This window comes from Diaminobutyricibacter sp. McL0608, from assembly GCF_039613825.1.
Classification (GTDB): Bacteria; Actinomycetota; Actinomycetes; order Actinomycetales; family Microbacteriaceae; genus Diaminobutyricibacter.
In genome coordinates, this window is the sequence record NZ_CP154826.1 from 3,862,264 (window position 1) to 3,882,317 (window position 20,054).

25 protein-coding genes are annotated in these 20,054 nt (G+C 66.4%); 2 read left to right on the forward strand and 23 right to left on the reverse strand.

What is annotated here, in order from left to right:
* Positions 1-52: 52 nt before the first annotated feature.
* From AAYO93_RS18490 to AAYO93_RS18550, 13 genes are all read right to left on the reverse strand, one after another.
* A complete protein-coding gene (locus AAYO93_RS18490) occupies positions 53-340 on the reverse strand; it encodes an HU family DNA-binding protein (RefSeq protein WP_345762655.1) in 288 nt (95 codons plus the stop codon).
* 271 nt (positions 341-611) lie between these two features.
* Positions 612-917 carry a 30S ribosomal protein S14 gene (gene rpsN / locus AAYO93_RS18495; protein WP_345762656.1) on the reverse strand — a complete coding sequence of 102 codons (306 nt, stop codon included), beginning with the start codon at positions 915-917 and terminating at the stop codon, positions 612-614.
* 3 nt (positions 918-920) lie between these two features.
* Complete coding sequence (rpmG, locus tag AAYO93_RS18500; RefSeq protein ID WP_146321261.1) at positions 921-1,088, reverse strand: 50S ribosomal protein L33; 168 nt, start codon at positions 1,086-1,088, stop codon at positions 921-923.
* Positions 1,088-1,324, reverse strand: a complete 237-nt coding sequence (rpmB, locus tag AAYO93_RS18505; protein ID WP_345762657.1) for a 50S ribosomal protein L28 — start codon at positions 1,322-1,324, stop codon at positions 1,088-1,090. The genes rpmG and rpmB overlap by 1 nt, the downstream gene beginning before the upstream one ends.
* A gap of 188 nt (positions 1,325-1,512) precedes the next feature.
* A complete protein-coding gene (locus tag AAYO93_RS18510) occupies positions 1,513-1,902 on the reverse strand; it encodes a Fur family transcriptional regulator (protein WP_345764918.1) in 390 nt (129 codons plus the stop codon).
* 1 nt (position 1,903) lies between these two features.
* A complete protein-coding gene (locus tag AAYO93_RS18515) occupies positions 1,904-2,827 on the reverse strand; it encodes a metal ABC transporter permease (protein WP_345762658.1) in 924 nt (307 codons plus the stop codon).
* Positions 2,824-3,708 carry a metal ABC transporter ATP-binding protein gene (locus AAYO93_RS18520; RefSeq protein WP_345762659.1) on the reverse strand — a complete coding sequence of 295 codons (885 nt, stop codon included), beginning with the start codon at positions 3,706-3,708 and terminating at the stop codon, positions 2,824-2,826. The genes AAYO93_RS18515 and AAYO93_RS18520 overlap by 4 nt, the downstream gene beginning before the upstream one ends.
* A gap of 10 nt (positions 3,709-3,718) precedes the next feature.
* Positions 3,719-4,669 carry a metal ABC transporter solute-binding protein, Zn/Mn family gene (locus tag AAYO93_RS18525; RefSeq protein ID WP_345762660.1) on the reverse strand — a complete coding sequence of 317 codons (951 nt, stop codon included), beginning with the start codon at positions 4,667-4,669 and terminating at the stop codon, positions 3,719-3,721.
* Between the two features lie 47 nt (positions 4,670-4,716).
* Positions 4,717-5,139 carry a GNAT family N-acetyltransferase gene (locus AAYO93_RS18530; protein WP_345762661.1) on the reverse strand — a complete coding sequence of 141 codons (423 nt, stop codon included), beginning with the start codon at positions 5,137-5,139 and terminating at the stop codon, positions 4,717-4,719.
* 65 nt (positions 5,140-5,204) lie between these two features.
* Positions 5,205-6,629, reverse strand: coding sequence for a dihydrolipoamide acetyltransferase family protein (locus AAYO93_RS18535; protein ID WP_345762662.1), 1,425 nt, complete (start codon positions 6,627-6,629; stop codon positions 5,205-5,207).
* 46 nt (positions 6,630-6,675) lie between these two features.
* Positions 6,676-7,641 (reverse strand): alpha-ketoacid dehydrogenase subunit beta, encoded by a 966-nt coding sequence (locus AAYO93_RS18540; protein ID WP_434056695.1) that lies wholly within the window; start codon positions 7,639-7,641, stop codon positions 6,676-6,678.
* A 350-nt stretch (positions 7,642-7,991) separates the two neighbouring features.
* Positions 7,992-9,128: a thiamine pyrophosphate-dependent dehydrogenase E1 component subunit alpha gene (locus AAYO93_RS18545; protein WP_345762663.1), complete on the reverse strand. Its 1,137-nt coding sequence runs from the start codon at positions 9,126-9,128 to the stop codon at positions 7,992-7,994.
* Positions 9,129-9,132: 4 nt separating this feature from the next.
* A complete protein-coding gene (locus tag AAYO93_RS18550) occupies positions 9,133-10,242 on the reverse strand; it encodes a histidinol-phosphate transaminase (protein ID WP_345762664.1) in 1,110 nt (369 codons plus the stop codon).
* Positions 10,243-10,323: 81 nt separating this feature from the next.
* Here AAYO93_RS18550 and AAYO93_RS18555 point away from each other — a divergent pair, with 81 nt between their 5' ends.
* Entirely contained in the window at positions 10,324-10,713 is a 390-nt protein-coding gene (locus AAYO93_RS18555) for a phage holin family protein (RefSeq protein WP_345762666.1), read from the forward strand.
* Between the two features lie 64 nt (positions 10,714-10,777).
* Positions 10,778-12,163 (forward strand): adenylosuccinate lyase, encoded by a 1,386-nt coding sequence (gene purB / locus AAYO93_RS18560; RefSeq protein ID WP_345762667.1) that lies wholly within the window; start codon positions 10,778-10,780, stop codon positions 12,161-12,163.
* Positions 12,164-12,264: 101 nt separating this feature from the next.
* On the opposite strand, the gene AAYO93_RS18565 is transcribed toward purB, so the two are convergent.
* From AAYO93_RS18565 to AAYO93_RS18610, 10 genes are all read right to left on the reverse strand, one after another.
* Complete coding sequence (locus AAYO93_RS18565; protein ID WP_345762668.1) at positions 12,265-12,546, reverse strand: hypothetical protein; 282 nt, start codon at positions 12,544-12,546, stop codon at positions 12,265-12,267.
* Positions 12,547-12,566: 20 nt separating this feature from the next.
* Positions 12,567-13,154, reverse strand: a complete 588-nt coding sequence (locus AAYO93_RS18570; protein ID WP_345762669.1) for an HdeD family acid-resistance protein — start codon at positions 13,152-13,154, stop codon at positions 12,567-12,569.
* 84 nt (positions 13,155-13,238) lie between these two features.
* Positions 13,239-13,565 carry a hypothetical protein gene (locus AAYO93_RS18575; RefSeq protein ID WP_345762670.1) on the reverse strand — a complete coding sequence of 109 codons (327 nt, stop codon included), beginning with the start codon at positions 13,563-13,565 and terminating at the stop codon, positions 13,239-13,241.
* A 70-nt stretch (positions 13,566-13,635) separates the two neighbouring features.
* The gene (dnaB, locus tag AAYO93_RS18580; RefSeq protein WP_345762671.1) at positions 13,636-15,009 is read right to left on the reverse strand and encodes a replicative DNA helicase; all 1,374 of its coding nucleotides are present in this window, start codon (positions 15,007-15,009) and stop codon (positions 13,636-13,638) included.
* A 502-nt stretch (positions 15,010-15,511) separates the two neighbouring features.
* Positions 15,512-15,964, reverse strand: a complete 453-nt coding sequence (gene rplI, locus AAYO93_RS18585) for a 50S ribosomal protein L9 (protein ID WP_345762672.1) — start codon at positions 15,962-15,964, stop codon at positions 15,512-15,514.
* Between the two features lie 12 nt (positions 15,965-15,976).
* Positions 15,977-16,240 carry a 30S ribosomal protein S18 gene (rpsR, locus tag AAYO93_RS18590; protein WP_055897232.1) on the reverse strand — a complete coding sequence of 88 codons (264 nt, stop codon included), beginning with the start codon at positions 16,238-16,240 and terminating at the stop codon, positions 15,977-15,979.
* Between the two features lie 82 nt (positions 16,241-16,322).
* Complete coding sequence (locus tag AAYO93_RS18595; RefSeq protein ID WP_345762673.1) at positions 16,323-16,820, reverse strand: single-stranded DNA-binding protein; 498 nt, start codon at positions 16,818-16,820, stop codon at positions 16,323-16,325.
* 4 nt (positions 16,821-16,824) lie between these two features.
* Positions 16,825-17,211 carry a 30S ribosomal protein S6 gene (rpsF, locus tag AAYO93_RS18600; RefSeq protein ID WP_345762674.1) on the reverse strand — a complete coding sequence of 129 codons (387 nt, stop codon included), beginning with the start codon at positions 17,209-17,211 and terminating at the stop codon, positions 16,825-16,827.
* Between the two features lie 215 nt (positions 17,212-17,426).
* Positions 17,427-18,392: a hypothetical protein gene (locus AAYO93_RS18605; protein ID WP_345762675.1), complete on the reverse strand. Its 966-nt coding sequence runs from the start codon at positions 18,390-18,392 to the stop codon at positions 17,427-17,429.
* 103 nt (positions 18,393-18,495) lie between these two features.
* Positions 18,496-19,977: a CCA tRNA nucleotidyltransferase gene (locus tag AAYO93_RS18610; protein WP_345762676.1), complete on the reverse strand. Its 1,482-nt coding sequence runs from the start codon at positions 19,975-19,977 to the stop codon at positions 18,496-18,498.
* Between the last annotated feature and the right edge of the window lie 77 nt (positions 19,978-20,054).

Below are 20,054 nucleotides of genomic sequence, written 5' to 3' on the forward strand. Positions count from 1 at the left end.
CAACGAGGGGGACGCCGACCTGCGGCATCCCCCTCGTCGAAAGCGTGAGCTACTACTTGACGGCAGCCTTGAGCTTCGAGCCGGCGGTCAGCTTGACGCGGTGGCCGGCCGGGATCGCGATCTCGGCGCCGGTCTGCGGGTTGCGGCCGGTGCGAGCGGCGGTCTCGGTGCGCTCGGCGGCGAGCCAGCCGGGGATGGTGACCTTGCCACCGTTGGAGACGGTGTCCGCGACGGTGGCGAAGAATGCGTCGAGCACGCCACCGACGGCGGCCTGGCTCTGACCGGACGCAGCGGCAACTGCGGCAACGAGCTCGGTCTTGTTCAGCGACTTGTCAGCCATTGAGTGTCCTCCTCGGACCTTTTTGCTGTAATACAGCTTTCTAGTGGAACGGTTGAGGCCACGAAGGGCCATTACGTCTGGTCGGTTTGACCGCCTTGAATGTATCAGAATCCCGCGTGTTTTCGCGGATTTACTGGCCTTTTTGGCAATCTCTACGCGTTTCGCGAACATGGATCGGCGGCTGTTCGACCGCGGAGACAACAGAGGGGGTGCCCGACCGAAGTCGAACACCCCCTCTGGAGTGAACTGGCATGTCTACCAGTCGCGCTGTCTACCAGCTCGACTTGGTGATACCGGGCAGCTCGCCACGGTGGGCCATGTCACGGAAACGAACACGCGAAATGCCGAACTTGCTGAGGTTTCCGCGGGGACGACCGTCAACGGCGTCGCGGTTGCGCAGGCGCACCGGCGATGCGTTGCGGGGGAGCTTCTGCAGGCCGATACGTGCGGCCTCGCGGGACTCGTCGGTTCCGTTCTGGTCGACGAGCGCCTTCTTCAGCTCCAGTCGCTTGGCAGCGTAGCGGTCGACGATCACCTTGCGCTGCTCATTGCGGGCGATCTTGCTCTTCTTGGCCATGGTCTAGCGCTCCTCTCGGAACTCGACGTGCTTACGCACGATGGGATCGTACTTCTTGAGTACGAGACGGTCGGGGTCGTTGCGGCGGTTCTTCTTGGTCACGTAGGTGTATCCCGTGCCAGCCGTCGAACGAAGTTTGATGATCGGACGGATGTCCTGCTGCTTTGCCATTAGATCTTCTCCCCACGGGCCAGGATGTCTTTGACAACCGACTCGATGCCACGGACGTCGATGACCTTGATGCCCTTGGCGCTGAGAGTGAGTGTGACGTTACGGCGAAGCGACGGAACGTAGTACGTCTTCTTCTGAACGTTCGGGTCGAAACGACGCTTGGTGCGCCGGTGCGAGTGCGAAATGTTGTGACCGAAGCCGGGAACCGCTCCAGTCACCTGGCAGGTTGCTGCCATGGTTTTCCTCCAATACCGCGGAGCAGGAGTGCTCCGCCCAAGATCCCTTGTCGGCACGCGCAACACACCTGCTTGTGTAAGAAAGTGGATTGGCGCACGATCCGAGTGGGAGAGGCCCACTCAGCCAAACATCAATACTACGTTGAAAGGCTGCGCCCCTGCAAACCGAGCCATCCGCCGCTCGTGTTTCACGCCGTCGAGGAGCAGCTCGCGCAGAGTCCGAAGACGTCGACGACGTGCTGCGCCTCAGTGAAACCGTGCGATGCTGCGGCGGCTTTCGCCCACTGCTCCACAGCATCCGCCTCGATCTCCACCGTCAGGCCGCAGTTGCGGCAGATCAGATGGTGGTGGTGTCCGGTCGTGCACGCCCGGTAGAGGCTCTCGCCCTCTGGGGACTGCAGCGAATCCGCGTCGCCTTCCGAGGCGAGGTCGGCGAGTGCCCGGTACACGGTCGCCAGGCCGATCGGCGACCCGGCCTCGTGCAGGTTCATGTGGAGGCCCTGCGCGCTGATGAAGCCTTCCGTGGAGGTCAGCGCGTCGCGGACGGCCTCTCGTTGCCAGGTGTTGCGCTTCACGATCTCAGGCTAGCTCTTTCTGGAGGTCACGAGCCGGACGCCCGGCCTCCGTCGGTGCCGCACTCCGCTGCGGGCGGGAGCGGCGGGTGGACCGCCGTGTGCCGACGATCCGGCACACGACGTAGATGAGGAACGAGATGGTCGTCACGTACGGACTGATCGGAAGCGATCCGCCCAGCGCGAGCATGATGCCGCCGACGACCGACGTGAGCGCGAACACCACACTGAGGATGGGCACGGCGAGCGGGGAGGACGAGATCCGCATTGCTGCGGCCGCCGGAGTCACGAGCAGGGAGAGCACGAGGAGCGCTCCGACGATCTGGATCGATACCGCGACGGCGAGCCCGAGCAGCACCATGAAGGCCAGCGAGATGAATCGCACCGGCACTCCGCGCGACGCCGCGACATCCGCATCCAGGCTGTCGAAGCTGAGCGGCCGCCACATCACCAGCAGGCCGACGAGCACGAGGGCGCTGATCGCGATCAGCCAGCCGAGCTGCGGGTCGTCGACGGACACGATCTGCCCGGTCAGCAGCCCGAATTTGTTCGCACTCCTCCCCGGATACAGGGCGAGGAACAGGATGCCGAGGCCCAGCCCGAAAGGCATGAGCACCGCGATGATCGAGTTGCGGTCCCGCGCCCGCGCGCCCAGGATCCCGATCAGCACGGCCGCGATCAGGGAGCCCGCGAGCGAACCGATGACGACGTTCACCCCGAAGAGCAGGGCGGCGGATGCTCCCGCGAACGACAGTTCGCTGATGCCGTGGACGGCGAACGCCATGTCGCGCTGCATGACGAAGACGCCGATCAGGCCGCCGATCACGCCGAGCACGGCGCCGGCGAGGATCGAGTTGCGCACCAGCACGAGCAGTTCCCCGTAGTTGGCGAAGTCGAAGAGCTGGTTCCAGAGGTCGGGTGTGCCGGTCATGCGACGGGCTCCCGGTATTCGGCAGGCTCCGGATGCCCGGTCCGGCCGTGATCGTGGTGCCCGTGCGTCTCCGCATCCGGGATCCCCACGACCACGATGCGTCCGCGGCTTCTGATGACGTCGACGGGCGTACCGTACAGGTCGGTGAGGACCTCGCTTCGGAGCACTTCGTCGGGCGTTCCCGAACGGAACCGGCCGCCGGCGAGGTACAGCACCCGGTCGACCATCCCGAGCACCGGATTCACGTCGTGCGTGACGAACACCACCGCGCTGCCGTGTTCGCGCCGTCTCCGGTCGATCAGTTCGCTCACTCCGCGCTGGTGCTGCAGATCGAGCGACAGCAGCGGCTCGTCGCACAGGAGGAGTGCCGGGTCGCCGGCCAGCGCCTGGCCCACCCGGAGCCTCTGCTGCTCGCCACCCGACAGGTTGCCCACCGGAACGTCGGCGTAGCGCCGCGCTCCGACCGCGTCGATCAACCGCTCGGTCTGACGCCGGTCCTCCTTCGTCGAGAACGGGAGCCCCCACCGGTGCCCGTTGACGCCGAGTGCGACCAGGTCGCGCGCTCGCATCGGGGTGCCGGCTGCGATGATCTTCTGCTGCGGGATGTAGCCGATGCGCCGGTCGCCCGTCCGCACGTCGTGGCCGTCGAACTCGATCGTTCCCGAATCGAGTCGCTGCTGGCCGAGGATCGTCTTGAGCAGGCTGGTCTTTCCCGAGCCGTTCGGCCCGAGCACCGCCACGAACTCTCCGGCGTGGACATCGAGCGAGAGTCCGCGCCAGAGTGTGCGGTCGCCGAAGCCGAGGTCTGCGTCGCGCAGCCGCAGCACGACCGCCCGCTCCGCAGGCGCAGGCACGAGGTCGAGGGGTTCCGAATCCGTCATCGTCTCTGCCTCACTCGTCCAGCGCCGCGGCGATCGCGTCGAGGTTGCCGTTCATCCAGCCGATGTAGTCCTTGCCCTGGGGAAGCGTCTCGGTCACCGGCACGACCGGAACGTGGGCGCTCTTCGCCGCCGCGATCACCTTGTCGGTCTCCGCGCCGCTCGTCTGCTCGTTGTAGACGAGGAGCTTCACCGCATTCTCGCGGAACAGCGCGACGGTGCTCGAGAGAACGGCGGGGGACACATCCGTTCCTTCTTCGATCGCATGGCTGAAAGCCGCGGGCGTCTTGTCGACGAGGCCGATCGCGTCGAGCATGTACAGGGGCACGGGCTCGGTGATGGCGGCCCCAACGCCAGCGTGCTTCGCCCGGAGCGCGGCCTCGCGGGCCTCGAGTGCCGTGAGCTTCGCGGTGAAGGCGGCGGCGTTGGCGGTGAAGGTCGCCGCTTTCGACGGATCGACCTTCGCGAGCTCGGCGGCGTAGTGATCGGCGAAGGTCGCCATGGTCGGGAAGTCGTACCAGACGTGCTCGTTCAGGTCGCCGTTCGTGTCGGGCTTCTTGCCGGACAGGTCGACGACGTTGAGAACGGCCGCCTTCCGGTTGTTCAGCGAGGACATCATCGTGCCCATGAAGTCGTCGTATCCGCCGCCGTTCTCGACGACGATGCGGGCTTTCGAGAGCGCCAGTTCGTTCTGCGCGCTCCCTTCGAACGAGTGCGGGTCCTGGGCGGGGTTGGTGATCAGCGCGGTCACCTGGACGGCGTCGCCCCCGATCGTCTGCGCGATGTCGCCGTACACGTTAGTGGAGGTGACCACGGAGATGGCCCCGGATGCGCTGGTTCCGGATGCGGCGGGTACGCCCGAGCACCCCGCCAGGAGCAGCGCGGCTGCGATGGCCGCCGCCGCGAGCACGGAGGCAAGCGGTCGCGTCTTCACGCGTCGGGGGAGTCGGGGTGGTCGGGGCACCCTTAGAACCTATCCCTTGTTGATAATGATTGTCAAAACCATTGTCGTTAGTCGAACCGGACGAACGCGTGGAGCACGCCGTCGTGCGCTTCCCGGATGTCGCCGAAACCCAGCGACTCGTAGAACGCCTTCTGAGCGGCCTCGTCGTCGGTGAGCAGCACCTTCTGTCGAACGCCGGGGTAGCGGTCCAGCAGTGCAGTGACGAGCGAGCGCCCCAGCCCGAGCCGCTGGTGATCCGGACGCACGAGCACATCCTGCAGATACAGGATGGTCGCCCCGTCGGTCACCGCACGCGCGAGTCCCACGAGTTCGGCCCCGTCCACCGCGGCGACCAGCGCATCCGACCCGGCGAGCGCACGCCCCAGCGTCTCCGGATCCTTCGTGTACACACTCCACCCGACCGCCTCGTAGAGTGCGCGGACCGACGCCGGATCCAGCTCGTGCGCATCCGCGACCCGCACCTCGACCATCCGAATCCCCTCATCGTTCGTCGAGAACAGACTTGTGGCGCGCCGGGAGCGCGCGGGGCGTGCGCTCAGTCGAGCAGCAGCGCAGGCTCCTCGATGATCGCCGCGACGTCTGCCAGGAAGCGGCTGGCCACATCCCCGTCGACGATCCGGTGATCGAACGACGCTCCGAGCGTCGTGACCATGCGCGGCCGCACTTCGCCGTCGACGACCCACGGCTTCTGCTTGATCGTGCCGAGTGCGACGATGCCGACCTCGCCCGGGTTCAGGATCGGCGTTCCCGTGTCCATGCCGAACACGCCCACGTTGGTGATCGTGATCGTCCCGCCGGACATGTCGGCCGGCTGCGTGCGGCCGTCGCGCGCGGTGAGCGTCAGCTGTTCGAGCGCGCCCGCCAGCTCGAGAAGCGACATCGCCTGTGCTTCCTTCACGTTCGGAACGATCAGACCGCGCGGCGTCGCAGCGGCGATCCCGAGGTTCACGTAGTGGTGGACGATGATCTCCTCATCCGTCCAGGTCGAGTTCACCGTCGGGTTGCGGCGCACCGCCCAGATCATCGCCTTCGCCATGATGAGCAGCGGAGACACCTTGATCCCGGCGAAATCGGGGGAGTTCTTGAGACGCTTGACGAACTCCATCGTGCGGGTCGCATCCACATCGACGAACAGGCTGACGTGCGGCGCCGTGAACGCGCTCGACACCATCGCCTGCGCGATCGCCTTGCGGACACCCTTCACGGGAATGCGCTCCTCGCGGGCATCCGGCCATTCGGGCGTCTGGATGTTGCGGAACACGCTCGCCTGCGTGGCTTCCCGCAGCACGTCGTCGCGGGTGATGTCGCCGATCGGGCCGGTCGCAGTGACCACCGCCAGGTCGACGCCCAGGTCCTTGGCGAGCTTCCGGATGGGCGGCTTGGCGATCACAGGAACGGACGAGGCGGGCGCTGCGGCCGTCTCCGGCCGGTTCGGGATGTGCTGGGTCGGCGGGGCCGCGTGCGCGGCGTGCGACGGCGGCATCTGTGTCTGGGTCTCGGTCTGTGTCGCATCCGTCGCCACGGGAACCGCGGACGTTCCCGGATGCGTCACCCGGCGCCGCCTGCTCGAAACGTGACCGGTGCTCCCGTAGCCGACGAGGGGCGCCTGCTTCTCGTCGGCTTCATGCGAGACGCTGGCGGCCGTGTCGGCGGCGGCCTCGTCGACCTCCGGCGTGGAGCCGTGAGCGGGCGCACCCAGCGCGACCCCCGCATCCGCCGAGCTCGACGACACGGTGATGATCGCGGTTCCCACGTCGACGGTCTGCCCCTCGGACACCAGCAGCTCGCCGACAGTCCCTGCGAACGGCGACGGCAGTTCGACGAGCGACTTCGCGGTCTCGATCTCGACGAGCACCTGGTTGACCGTGATGGTGTCGCCCGGGGCCACCTTCCATTCGACGATCTCCGCCTCGGTCAGGCCTTCGCCGACGTCGGGGAGGAGGAACTTCGATTCGCTCATAGTGCAGCTTCTTTCGGTCGGTTCGCCCGGGGTGCCGGTGTGCGGGTCAGTACGCGAGGCTTCGGTCGACAGCCTCGAGCACCCGGTCGGCGTCGGGGAGGTACATCGATTCGACCTTCGACGGCGGGTAGGGAGTGTCCCAGCCCGAGACGCGGATGACCGGCGCTTCCAGGAAGTAGAAGGCCTTCTCGGCGATGGTCGCTGCGATCTCCGACCCGACGCTGGCGTTGGATGCCGCCTCCTGCACGACGACCAGGCGACCGGTCTTGCGCACCGAGTCGAGCACAGGGCCGTAGTCGATCGGGGAGAGCGAGCGCAGGTCGATGACCTCGAGGCTGGTCCCTTCTTCTGCAGCGAGTTCCGCCGCGTGCAGGAGGGTCGACAGGATCGCGCCGTGGCCGACGACCGTCACATCCGTGCCGTGGCGGGCCACCCGGCTCGCGTGCAACGGCGCGACAGGGTCGATGAGATTGATCTCACCCTTGATGAAGTAGCGGCTCTTCGGCTCGAAGAACAGGACGGGGTCGTCGGAGGCGATCGCTTCCTGGATCATCCAGTAGGCGTCGTGCGAGTTGCTGGGGCTCACGACCCTCAGGCCGGGCGTGTGCGCGAAGTAGGCTTCCGGGCTCTCGGAATGGTGCTCGATCGAGCCGATGTGGCCGCCGTACGGAACGCGGATCACGATCGGCATCGTCACCGTTCCCTCGTGGCGGTTGCGCATCCGGGCCAGTTGCGTCGTGATCTGGTCGAACGCGGGGAAGATGAACCCGTCGAACTGGATCTCGCAGACCGGGCGGTACCCGCGCATGGCGAGTCCGATCGCGGTGCCGAGGATGCCCGACTCGGCGAGCGGAGTGTCCAGTACGCGCTGCGGGCCGAACTCGGCGTGCAGGCCCTCGGTGACGCGGTAGACGCCGCCGAGCGGGCCGATGTCCTCGCCCATGAGCAGCACTTTGGGGTCGTTCGCGAGAGCGTCGTGCAGGCCCTTGTTGATCGCCTTGCCGAGGGGCAGGGTCACGATCGGGCTGGACGGTGCGGCGGATGCGGCGGGCTCGGGCTCGGCGGGCTCGGGCTCGGCCGGTTCCGCGCTCTCGGCCGCGTCCTCGACCTCGACCGTCCCGGCGTCCTCAGCTGTTTCGGAATCCTCGGCGACGTCGGAATCCTCGCCGCCATCAGCGTCCTCGATGTCCGCAGCCTCTTCGACGTCGACGACTTCGGCGTCCTCGATGACTTCGGACTCCTCCGCATCCATCGTCGCCTCGTGGATCTCGTGCGCCTCGACGAACTCCGCCTCGTGCACGTCGTGCGCGTCATCCGTTCCGTCGGCGTCGACGATCACGGGGAAGCTCTGGTTCAGGTCGCTCATGCGCGCTCCTCATCGAAGGACGCCTCGTAGCGCTGCGCCCATTCCTTCTGTTCGGCGATCAGCGGATGCGGCTCCGAGTAGACATGGTCGAAGATGATGTCCATCGGGGGAGGCGTGACCTCCAGCAGCCGACGGCGGGCATCCGCCGCGATGTCCGCAGCCTCTTCATCGACGGACGCGAAGAAGGTGTCGCCGACACCGAGGTCGGACAGGTAGGTGCGGTAACGGGCGATCGGATCGCGGGCGATCCACGACTGCAGTTCGTCTTCGGTGCGGTACTTGGTGGGGTCGTCGGCGGTCGTGTGGGCGCCGACGCGATAAGTGAGCGCCTCGATGAGCGCGGGTCCGTAACCGGCGCGGGCGTCGTCCATCCACTTCGCCGTGACAGCGTAGCTGGCGAGGACATCGTTGCCATCGACGCGCGTACCAGGGATGCCGAAGCCGCTCCCGCGCAGATACAGGGGAGTGCGGGACTGGCGTTCGACCGGGACGGAGATCGCCCACTGGTTGTTCTGAAGGAAGAAGACCTGGGGGGTACGGTAGCTCGCAGCGAAGACCAGTGCCTCACTGACGTCACCCTGCGATGAGGCCCCGTCACCGAAGTAGACGATGACCGCTTCGTCGCTCTCGGGGTCACCGGTGCCGCTCTTGCCGTCGAACTGGATGCCCATGGCGTAGCCCGTCGAGTGCAGGCTCTGCGAGCCGAGCACGAGCGAATAAAGGTGGAAGTTGCCGTTCTCCTCCGGGTTCCAGCCGCCGAGCGTGACTCCGCGCAGCATCCGGAGGATGTTCACGGGGTCGAGCCCTCTGATCATCCCGACAACGTGCTCGCGGTACGACGGGAAGACGTGATCCTGCACGCGCGTGGCGTGCGCGGAGCCGACCTGGGCGCCCTCCTGGCCGTGGCTCGGCACCCACAGGGCGAGCTGGCCCTGGCGCTGGAGGTTGGCCGACTCGTGGTCGAAGCGGCGGATGACCGCCATGTCGCGGTAGAAACGGCGATAGTCGGCCTCGGTCAGGCGCTCGAGGTAGGGGATGTACTCCGCGGCGGACTCGCTCGGCTGGAAACGCCCCTCGGGGGTCAGCAGTTGAACGGTCGGCGCTTGGCGCGGGGAATCGATCGAGGCAGCCACCGTACTAACCTAACCGCTTGGCGGGGTGCCCATTTGGTAGGTTCCGCACAATATCTTGGCCAACCTCAAGGAGTTTGTCCACAGATTCGGCTTCGCCGACGCTGATTCGGATGCCCTCCGGCGGGAAGGCGCGCACGGTCAGCCCGGCATCGAAGAACGCGTCGTTCGCCGCATCCGTCTCCGCACCCGTCGCCAGCCAGACGAAATTGCCCTGCGCCTCGGGAACGATCCAGCCCTGTTCGATGAGTTGCGCGCGCAGATCGTCGCGCACCATTGCGATACGCGCGACGCGTTCCATCAGCTCGTCTTCGCGGTCGATCGAGGCGAGAGCAGCGACCTGGGCCGCATCCGTCACCGACAGGGGGATCGCGGCCGAACGCGCAGCGTCGAGCACCTGCTCGGGGCCGACCGCGTAGCCGATGCGGAGGGCGGCGAGCCCGTACGCCTTCGAGAAGGTGCGGAGCACGACCAGGTTCGGGTACCGGCCGAGGAGGGGGATGCCGTCCACGCTGGCATCGTCGGTAACGAACTCGTAGTACGCCTCGTCGAGCAGCACGAGCAGGTCGCTCGGGACCTTCTCCATGAACGCTTCGAAATCGCCCGCGGTGACGATCGTGCCGGTCGGGTTGTTCGGAGTGCAGACGATCACGACGCGCGTGCGGTCGGTGATCGCGGCGGCCATCGCGTCCAGGTCGTGGCTGCCGTCAGTGCGATTGGGCACGCGGATGCTCGTGGCACCGGCGACCGTGACGAGTCCGGGGTAGGCCTCGAACGACCGCCACGAGTAGACGACTTCGTCGCCCGTTCCCGCGGCCGCTGAGATCAGCTGGGCGAGCAGGGAGACGGATCCGCTCCCGAGGTGGACCCGGCCGACCTCGACGCCGTGGCGCTCGGCCAGGCGCGTGCGGAGGGCAAGGCCGCTCGCGTTCGGATAGCGGTTCAGGTCCGCGAGGACGGCTGCGACCGCACCCACTACGCCCGGAAGAGGTGTGTACGGATTCTCATTGCTCGACAGCTTGAAACCGTCGGCGGGAGCCGGCCTTCCCTGCTTGTAGGCGGGCACGGCCACGATCTCCGGGCGCAGCTTCACGCCCGGCCGCTCTGAGTTACTCACAGACCCAACTTAGCGGCGTCCACATTCCACGGAGGGAATTACTTCCTCGACCGTCACCGCCTCCGCTGCCATAGTGGAGCCATGAGATTCATCCTCAGACTCATCATCAACGCTCTCGCGCTGTGGTTCACCACGTTCATCGTCAGCGGTGTCACGGTGAAGCCGTACGCCGAGGGCGAAGTGCCGACCATCCTGACCTACCTCCTGATCGCGCTGATCTTCGGTGTCGTCAACGGCATCCTGGGCACCTTCATTCGAATCGTCGCGTTCCCGCTGTACGTGCTGACGCTCGGCCTGCTCGCGCTCGTGGTCAACGCGCTGCTGCTGCTCCTGGTCGCGTGGATCAGCAGCCTGATGGGCTTCGGGCTCTACATCGACGGGTTCTGGGCGGGCTTCTGGGGTGCGATCGTGCTCGCGATCATCTCCTGGCTGATGGGGCTCATCCTGCGCCCGGTCACCCGCGATCGCTGACGCGGGGAGGCTCCCAAGCAAACTGCGGAAGAATGGGTACGTCGTCCCGTTCGCAAGGAGCCCCATGACCGCCCTGCCTCCCCAGCCGCTCAGCCCGCTCGACGGCCGCTACCGTTCCGCGGTGGTCGGTCTCGGCGATTACCTGTCCGAGGCGGGGCTGAACCGCGCCCGCGTGCAGGTCGAAGTCGAGTGGCTGATCTACCTGACGGGCCACCGGATGTTCGGTTCGTCGCCGCTCACGACCGATCAGATTGCGTCACTGCGGGCGCTGGCCGACGATTTCGGGCAGCCCGAGATCGACCGGCTCGCAGAGCTCGAAGCGACCACGAAGCATGACGTGAAGGCCGTCGAGTATCTCGTTCGCGAACGACTCCACGCTCTGGGACTCGACCACATCGCCGAGCTCACGCATTTCGCGGCGACGAGCGAAGACATCAACAACCTGTCGTACGCGCTCACGGTGAGTGCCGCGATCAACCGGGTGTGGCTGCCGAAGTTCCGCGCCGTCATCAGGGAGCTGCAGGCGCAGGCACGCCAGTACCGCGACGACGCCATGCTCGCGCGAACCCACGGCCAGCCGGCGACACCCACGACGATGGGCAAGGAGCTCGCGGTCTTCGTCTACCGCCTCGACCGCGTCGAGCGGCAGATCGGCGACACGGAGTTCCTCGGCAAGTTCAGCGGCGCGACCGGCACGTTCGCCGCGCACCTCGTGGCCGATCCCGACGCCGACTGGCAGCAGATCTCACAGGAGTTCGTCACGAGCCTGGGTCTCGACTGGAACCCGCTGACCACCCAGATCGAATCGCACGACTGGCAGGCGGAGCTGTACAACCGGGTCTCGCACGCGAACCGCATACTCCACAACCTGGCCACCGACATCTGGACGTACATCTCGCTCGGCTACTTCCGCCAGGTCCCGGAGCCGGGCGCAACGGGCTCGTCGACGATGCCGCACAAGGTCAACCCCATCCGTTTCGAGAACGCCGAGGCGAATCTCGAGCTGAGTTCCGCCCTGCTCGACTCCCTCGCGGCCACTCTTGTCACCAGCCGGTTGCAGCGCGACCTGACCGACTCGACGACGCAGCGCAACATCGGCGTCGCGCTCGGTCACTCGCTGCTCGCGCTCGACAACATCCAGCGGGGGCTCGGCCAGATCGATCTGGATCGCACGCTGCTGGCGTCTGATCTCGACGCCAACTGGGAGATTCTGGGCGAAGCCATCCAGACCGTCATCCGGGCCGAGGTGTCGGCCGGCCGTTCGTCGATCGCAGACCCGTATGCGCTGCTCAAGGAGCTGACCCGCGGCAAGCGCATCGGCCGCAGCGATCTCGTGGAGTTCGTGCAGCGACTCGACATCGGCGACGCGGCGAAGGCGCGCCTGCTCGAGCTGACACCCGGCACGTACACCGGCGTCGCGTCGAAGCTCGTCGACCGGCTCGACGCGTAACCGCGGTCTCCCGCCCCGAGGGCGTCACCTCCGGACGAAAGCGTCCCGCACACTTGGCACCCTCGGCCGGAACGGGCACACTCGGCCCGCGCCGCGCGACGTCAGTGCGTGGAGTCGTCTCCGCGGTTCTGCTCCTCGAGGTCGCTGACCTCTTCAGCGTTCGGCTTGAACGCGAGCGAGAACATCGCAAGACCGACGAGCGAGACGATGAACGCGATGCCGAGGGCGATCGAGGCGAGGAGGAGCTCCCGTGTCGACATCAGCACGATCAGGCCGACGAACACGGCGAGGATCGCCGAGATGACGAGCAGCTCGACCGGCCGGAAGCGGTCCTTACGGGTCGGCTGGTGCACTGCGCCGGTGGCGGAGGAGTTTGCGGGCACGTTGGAATCCTTCTTGCGGCTCATGAACCGCTCTCCATGGGGCGCTCGGTGGGGGTCGGATGCTGCGCCGCCCACTTGAGCGAGAATCCGCCGATTCCGAGGTAGACCCCGAGGATCACGGCGTAGGCGCCGAACAGGCCGACGGCGAGCACCGAATCCGACGGGATGAGCAGGAAGACGATCGCCAGCACAGCGGTGAACGCGCCGACGACGATCCAGTCGCGCGCCGAAGAGTCTTTCGACCGACTGCGCAGACCGCAGTAGAGCTCGAGGAATCCGGTGAGGGCGGCCCAGACGCTGACGAGGTAGAGGAAGAGGCCGAGGCCGCTCGACGACAGCGCGAGCGCAAGGACACCGGCGATGACGCCGATGACGCCCTGCGCGACGAACAGCCGACGAGTCGTGCGATCGGGGACGGTGCGGAGGCTCAGGATGCCCACCAGCAGCCCCTCGACGACCGCGTAGACGCCGAACACGATGAGCCCGAACGTCGCGGAGTGGTTGGCGGTGAAGGTGATGACACCGGCTGCGACGAGCGCTACGACCGCCCGCGCGACGGGGACGGCCCAGTACCCGGATGACTTCTGGGCGGTGGGGGCGGCTGCCACTCGGCGACCTCTTTCATTGGGCGGTGGAACCTACCCAGTTTAGTCGGCGTTGTCTGCGCGTTTGCCGCTTGCCCGATACCAGGCTCAGGATGCGGCATCCGGTTCGCCGGGGACCGGCCCGTCCGCCTCGTCGGTCAGTGGCAGGGGTGGCGCCGGGGCGAAGTTCTTCGCAATGTAGAACATCACGATGCTCGCACCGACGAGGGCTGAACCGAGGAACGGTGAGTACACGCTGATTGTGCTCAGCAACGTCGTCAGGACGCTGACGAGCGCCCCGTCGACGCCGGTGGGCCCGGATCCGTCGCCGAATCGTGCGTATGTGATCCCCGGAATCGCATAGCTCAGGATCAGGCTGGCGACGAGAAGGCCGATGCCCAACCAGAGGACGACTTTCGGGCGAAGACGTGGCACGGGCGTACTCCTTCATCGGAGGGGACGTGGACTGATCGACCGACTGATCGACCCAACCCTAGGGGTTGTCTCAGATGGGCGCCATGTCGGTGAAGCGCGAGTAGTGGCCCTGGAAGGCGACGGTCACGGTGCGTGTCGGGCCGTTTCGGTGCTTGGCGACGATGAGGTCGGCTTCGCCCGCGCGCGGGTTGTCCTTCTCGTACGCGCTTTCGCGGTGGAGGAGGATCACCATGTCTGCGTCCTGCTCGATCGAGCCTGACTCGCGGAGGTCGCTCAGCGCGGGAAGCTTGTCCGCGCGCTGCTCGGGTCCACGGTTCAGCTGCGACAGCGCGATCACGGGGACCTGGAGTTCTTTGGCGAGAAGCTTCAGAGCACGCGAGAACTCGCTGACCTCCTGCTGGCGGCTTTCGACTCGCTTGCCGCTCGTCATGAGCTGGAGGTAGTCGATGATGACCATCTTGAGGCCGACCCGCTGTTTGAGGCGACGGCATTTCGCCCGGATCTCGACGAGCGTCATGTTCGGGCTGTCGTCGATGTAGAGCGGCGCATCGTTGATGCGGCCTCGGGTGGATGCGATGGTCGTCCAGTCGCGGTTGTCGACCGTTCCCTTGCGCATGCTCTGGAGTGGCACGGATGCTTCGGCCGACAGCAGGCGCATCGCGATCTCACTGCGCCCCATCTCGAGCGAGAAGAAGATGGTCGCCATGTCGTGCTTGATTGCGGCGGCGCGGGCGAAGTCGAGCGCAAGGGTCGACTTTCCGAGTGCGGGGCGCGCGGCGACGATGATCATCTGGCCGGGGTGCAGCCCGTTGGTGAGCTCGTCGAGTTCGGCGAAGCCGGTGGGAACGCCGGTCATCGAGCCGTCTTTGTGCTTGGCTGCCTCGATCTCGTCGATGGCGACCGTCACGGCTTCGGTGAGGGGCACGTAGTCTTCGCTGTCGGTCGAGCCCGTGACGGCGTAGATCTCGGCCTGGGCGTTGTTGACGAGGTCGAGCACCTCACCCTCTGCGGCGTAGCCCATCTGCGTGATGCGGGTGCCCGCCTCGACCAGCCGGCGGAGGAGGGCGCGCTCCGCGACGATGGATGCGTAGTAGCCGGCGTTCGCAGCGGTGGGGACGAGGCCGGTGAGCGTGTGCAGGTAATCGGCGCCGCCGGCGCGGGAGAGTTCGCCGGCCTTGGTCAGTTCGTCGGTGACGGCGATGACGTCGGTGGGTTCGCCGTGCGAGTAGAGCGACAGGATCGCGTCGTAGATGATCTCGTGCTTGGGAATATAGAAGTCGGTGCCCCGCACGACCTCGACGACGTCGGCGACCGCGTCTTTGCTGAGGAGCATGCCGCCCAGCGCGCTCTGCTCGGCAAGAAGGTCGTGAGGGGGAGTGCGCTCCGTCTGCCTGTTCTCGCCTGGCTGTCGGTTCTCGGCCAGACCCAGATGGGCAATGGACACCCCGGCCTCCTTCTCGTCTTCGTCATCGCGCAGCGGGCGCGAGCCTGCCTTGCATACCCTCAGTGAACCGCGATCGAGCGGCCGTTCCCGGCGCCTCGCCGGACACGTCGATACTCCCAGGAGCCACCGACAGGCCTGACTCCTCGAATCGTTCTGTCCCCGCCGTGATCCGGCGTCGCCCAACACTAGGAGGAGCGCTCGGCGCGCCACAACTCAGCCTGTGGATAGGGATGTGGATAATCTGCGCGAAACGCCGCACTCCATGTGCACAACCTGTGGGCAACCTTGTGGACAACCAAAGAATTTCAGGGGTTATATCGACCCTGATCAGGTTTTTAGTTTCCCCCACCCTGTGTGAAGAAACTTGTTTAAACAACACGTCGAAGCTTGCCCCCATTGTGGGTGACCCTGTGTACAAAGTTGTGACAAAAGCTTGCGCTGGGCGGTTAAACAGGTGTAGCGGCGGACCTTCGTCCACCGCTACACCGTGTTGTTTCTGGCGCTACTTGGCGGCGACCACCTGCAGGGTGATCGTCGCGAAGAGGTCTTCGCGCAGGCGGATCGTCGCCTCGTGCTCGCCGACCACCTTGATGGGGTTGGGGAGCTCGATCTTGCGCTTGTCGAGCGTGCCGATTCCGGCTGCTTCGACGGCTGCTGCGACGTCCGAGGTCTTGACCGAGCCGAAGAGGCGGCCTTCGCTGCCGGCCTTGACCGTCAGCTTGACCTTCGTCGCTTCGAGCTTGGCCTTGAGGTCCTGTGCCTCTTCGATGGTGGCGAGCTCGCGGGCGACGCGCGCTGCCTTGATCGAGTCGACCTGCTTTTCGCCACCACGGGTCCACGCCACGGCGAAGCCCTGGGGGATGAGGTAGTTACGGGCGTAGCCGTTCTTGACGTCGACGACGTCGCCGGCGGATCCGAGGCCGGAGACCTCGTGGGTCAGAATGAGTTTCGACATGTCTTCCGGCTCCTAACGGCCCGAGCCGGCGTAGGGCAGGAGTGCCATCTCACGCGCGTTCTTGACGGCGCGGGCGATGAGGCGCTGCTCCTGCACGGAGACACCGGTGATGCGGCGAGCGCGGATCTTGCCACGCTCGGAGATGAACTTACGCAGGGTTGCGACGTCCTTGTAGTCGATGACTCCGACACGGATCGACTTCGCGGGGGCGGCGTTCTTGCCGTCCTTGCCCTTGCGGATCGGCTTGCGGCGGTCGCCGCTCGACTTTCCAGCCATGATTTCCTTTGCTTTCGTTTAAGTGTGTGTCGCGATGGTTTCCGCATCGGCGAGCTCTGCTCGTCGGATGCGGGGTCGCTGCCTAGAAGGGGGTCTCGTCGTTGAAGTTGCCGGGCGAGCTCCACACGTCCGCTCCCGAGGAGGAGTCGGAGGAGGAGGGTGCTGCGGCAGCCCACGGTTCGTCGACGGCACCGGCGGGAGACCCGCCGCGCGACGACTGTGCGCGCGTGACCGAGGCGGTGGCGTAGCGGAGCGAAGGGCCGATCTCGTCGATTTCGAGTTCGATGGACGTTCGCTTCTCACCTTCCTTCGTCTCGTATGAGCGCTGCTTGAGACGTCCCGTTGCGATGACTCGGGATCCCTTGGTAAGCGATCCGGCGACGTGCTCGGCGAATTCACGCCAGACGCTCGCGCGCAGGAACAGGGCCTCGCCATCTTTCCAGTCGTTGGCCGCGCGGTCGAAGCTGCGCGGAGTGGATGCGATGGTGAAGTTGGCAACCGCCAGCCCGTTCTGCGTGTAGCGCAGCTCCGGGTCGCTGGTGAGGTTGCCCACCACGGTGATTACGGTCTCGCCTGCCATCGGACTAGGCGGTCTTCTCGGCGGGAGCGGCTTTGGCGGGAGCGGCGGCCTTGCGGGCGGCCTTCTCGTCGGCGAGCTTCGCGGCGGCGGCGACCTGGGCGATCGCTTCTTCGGCGCGGAGCACCTTGGTGCGCATGACGGCCTCGCTGAGCTTCAGCTGGCGGTCGAGCTCCTTGGTGGTCTCACCGGTCGCGGTCAACTGCACGACGGCGTAGATGCCCTCGGACTTCTTGTTGATCTCGTAGGCGAGACGGCGGCGACCCCAGATGTCGACACTGTCGACAGTTCCACCGTCGTTACGAACGACATTGAGGAACTTGTCGAGGCTGGGAGCTACGGTGCGCTCGTCGATCTCTGGATCGAGGATGACCATCAACTCGTACTGATGCATGACTAACCCACCTCCTTTGGACTTAGCGGTTACAGACGGTCTGTAACAGGAGGGTTGTACATCTGTCGTAGGGCACACTGCGCCCAGACAACCTACCTAGCGTACCCGATGCACCCCCGCCCCGCCACTCGGCCGACTCCCATCGCCGAGAATCGCTGGTGCGACCGAGTTGACCTTGTGCGAGGGCGATTCTCGACACGGGCGGCGATTCTCGGCTAGCGCCGCGCAATGGGGGACAGCCCGGCCGCTTGCAGTCGTGCTTCGAGGGCCGAAGGCGAGCGCGCAACCTCCCAGGTCCATCGGCAGACTCGCTTGCCCGTCGAGCGAAGACGGTCCTCGCGGAGCTTCTCGGCCCAGACGATCTCGGCCATGTCGCGCCCACTCGTGTACTCGTCGCGTGTGTACTTGGCGTATCCGTCGAACTCGCCGAACACATCGTCCCATTCGAAATCCGGGTAGTCGGTGCCGCCATCGGGGCGCGCGACAGCTGTCTGGAGCTGCGGCGGAGGGAACCCGAGCAGATGTATCTGAACGCGACTGAGCGACTCTCCTGGAGATCCGGACCGCGCGTCACTGAACTCAATGGCATCCCGGGCTACCGCCGAGCCTCGCCGAGGTCCGTCCCTCCGAAGTCGCTCGAGTAGCGCACCTTTGGCCACACCCGGTGCCGTCGTTCCATCTGGAAGCGCCAGAGTTCGCTTGGTCGCGAAGTCGATCGACGTCACCGCCGAGACGAAGGGACCCGTCTTTGCCACATCCAGCAGGGTTCGCTCGAGCGTTGTCACGAGGAGCCCCCTGAATTCGGTCACGTCGTCGGCGGAGATCTTGTCGTGATGCCATACGACACCGTTCTTCGAGTGAAGTCCACGCTGACCCAGGCTCATGAGGTGCGCCTCGGGCGGCCATCTCCCGATTATCGGCAGCCCCCAGATGAATGCGGCCGAGACGTGCGAGAACACAGGCGTGAACGATCGTGTTTCGGCGGCGGCGAGCAGCAGTGCCGCGTACCGGCCCGAGGGCGACGCCTCCGACCAGGCACCCGAATCGGCGTAGACCCCGCGCCGCAACCGAACGAGTTCTCCACGGGCGGCCCGAGAATGAAGCGCATTACCGCGTTCGTGCCCGCGGGATTCTCGACGTGAGATCGAAAGGCCGACGGTGTCGAGCGACGTTACATCCATGCACCGATTCTCGGCCGCCAGCCGCACCAACGGGCCCTTCACCCGCGCATCCGTTAGTCACTCACGACCCACCCCGCCTGTGAAGGGATCGTGAGTATCGCCGCTATGGCCGAAACCGACTCGTAGAACGGCGACTCTCGGCGCTAGCGGCGACTCTCGGCGCCCGCGCCGCCCACCAGGCGGCCAGGCGTCGCGCCGCCTCCTCCTCGCCGAGAGGCCCTTCGTCCAGTCGAAGCTCGAGCAGGAACCGCAGCGCCTCGCCGACCTCGCGCCCCGGCTTCAGGTCGAGGAGCTTCATGACCCGTTCGCCGTCGAGGTCGGGGCGCACCGCATCCAGCTCCTCCTTCTCCTGGAGGTGGCGGATGCGCTCCTCGAGATCGTCGTAGGCGAACCCGAGCCGGTCCGCTTTCCGCCGGTTCCGGGTCGTCACGTCCGCCCGCGTGAGCATGTGGAGGTGTTCGAGCTGATCGCCGGCATCACGCACGTAGCGGCGCACGGCCGAATCCGTCCACGCCCCGTCGGTGTACCCGAAGAAGCGCAGGTGCAGCTCGATCAGCCGATCCACCGCGTCGACGGTGTCGTTGTCGAAGCGGAGCGCCCTCAGCCGCTTCTTCGCGAGCTTCGCACCCACGAGGTCGTGGTGATAGAAGCTGACGGCACCGCCCGGCTCGAGCCGACGGGTCGCCGGCTTCCCGATGTCGTGGAGGAGCGCCGCGAGACGGAGCACGAGGTCGGGCCGCTCGCCGGGATGACGCTCGCGTTCGTAGCCGATGGCCTGATCCAGCACCGTGAGGCTGTGCTGGTAGACGTCTTTGTGGTGGTGGTGTTCGTCGATCTCGAGCCGGAGTGCAGGGACCTCCGGAACGACCAGCTCGGCCAGGCCGGTCTCGACGAGCAGTTCGATTCCGCGGCGCGGCGCAGGGCTGCAGAGCAGCTTGGACAGCTCGTCGCGGATGCGTTCGGCACTGACGATCTCGATGCGTTCGGCCAGCTCCTCCATCGCATCGCGCGTCTCGTCGTCGACGGTGAAGCCGAGCTGTGCGGTGAAGCGGGCCGCGCGCATCATGCGCAGTGGGTCGTCACCGAAGGAGATGGCTGGAGTGCTCGGCGTGCGCAGGATGCCGCCGATCAGGTCATCGACGCCGCTCGAGGGGTCGACGAGAACCGTCTCCGGCACCCGCAGAGCGAGCGCGTTGACCGTGAAGTCCCTGCGGACCAGATCGCCTTCGAGGGTGTCTCCGAAGACGACGTCCGGCTTGCGTGTCTCTCCGTCGTAGCTGTCGGCGCGGTACGTCGTGATCTCGACCGTCTCGCCCGCGATCCGCGCGCCGATCGTGCCGAATTCGCGACCGATGTCCCAGTGGGCGTCTGCGAGCGGGGCGACCACGCGCAGGATGTCGTCCGGCCGCGCGTTCGTCGTGAAGTCGAGATCGTTCACAGGGCGGCCGAGGAGCGCATCCCTGACCGGCCCTCCTACGAGGGCGAGTTCATATCCGGCGTCGGCGAATGCCGTGGCGAGCCTGGTGACGATCGCTGTGTTCGCGAGGTCGCCGAGGCGCTCGAGGGATTCGGCGACGCTCTGCATGGTGCTTCAGTTAAACGGGGACGAGCACGCGCGAGCTCTCCACATCCGCCGCTCCTCGCCGGAGTCTCACAGGGCCC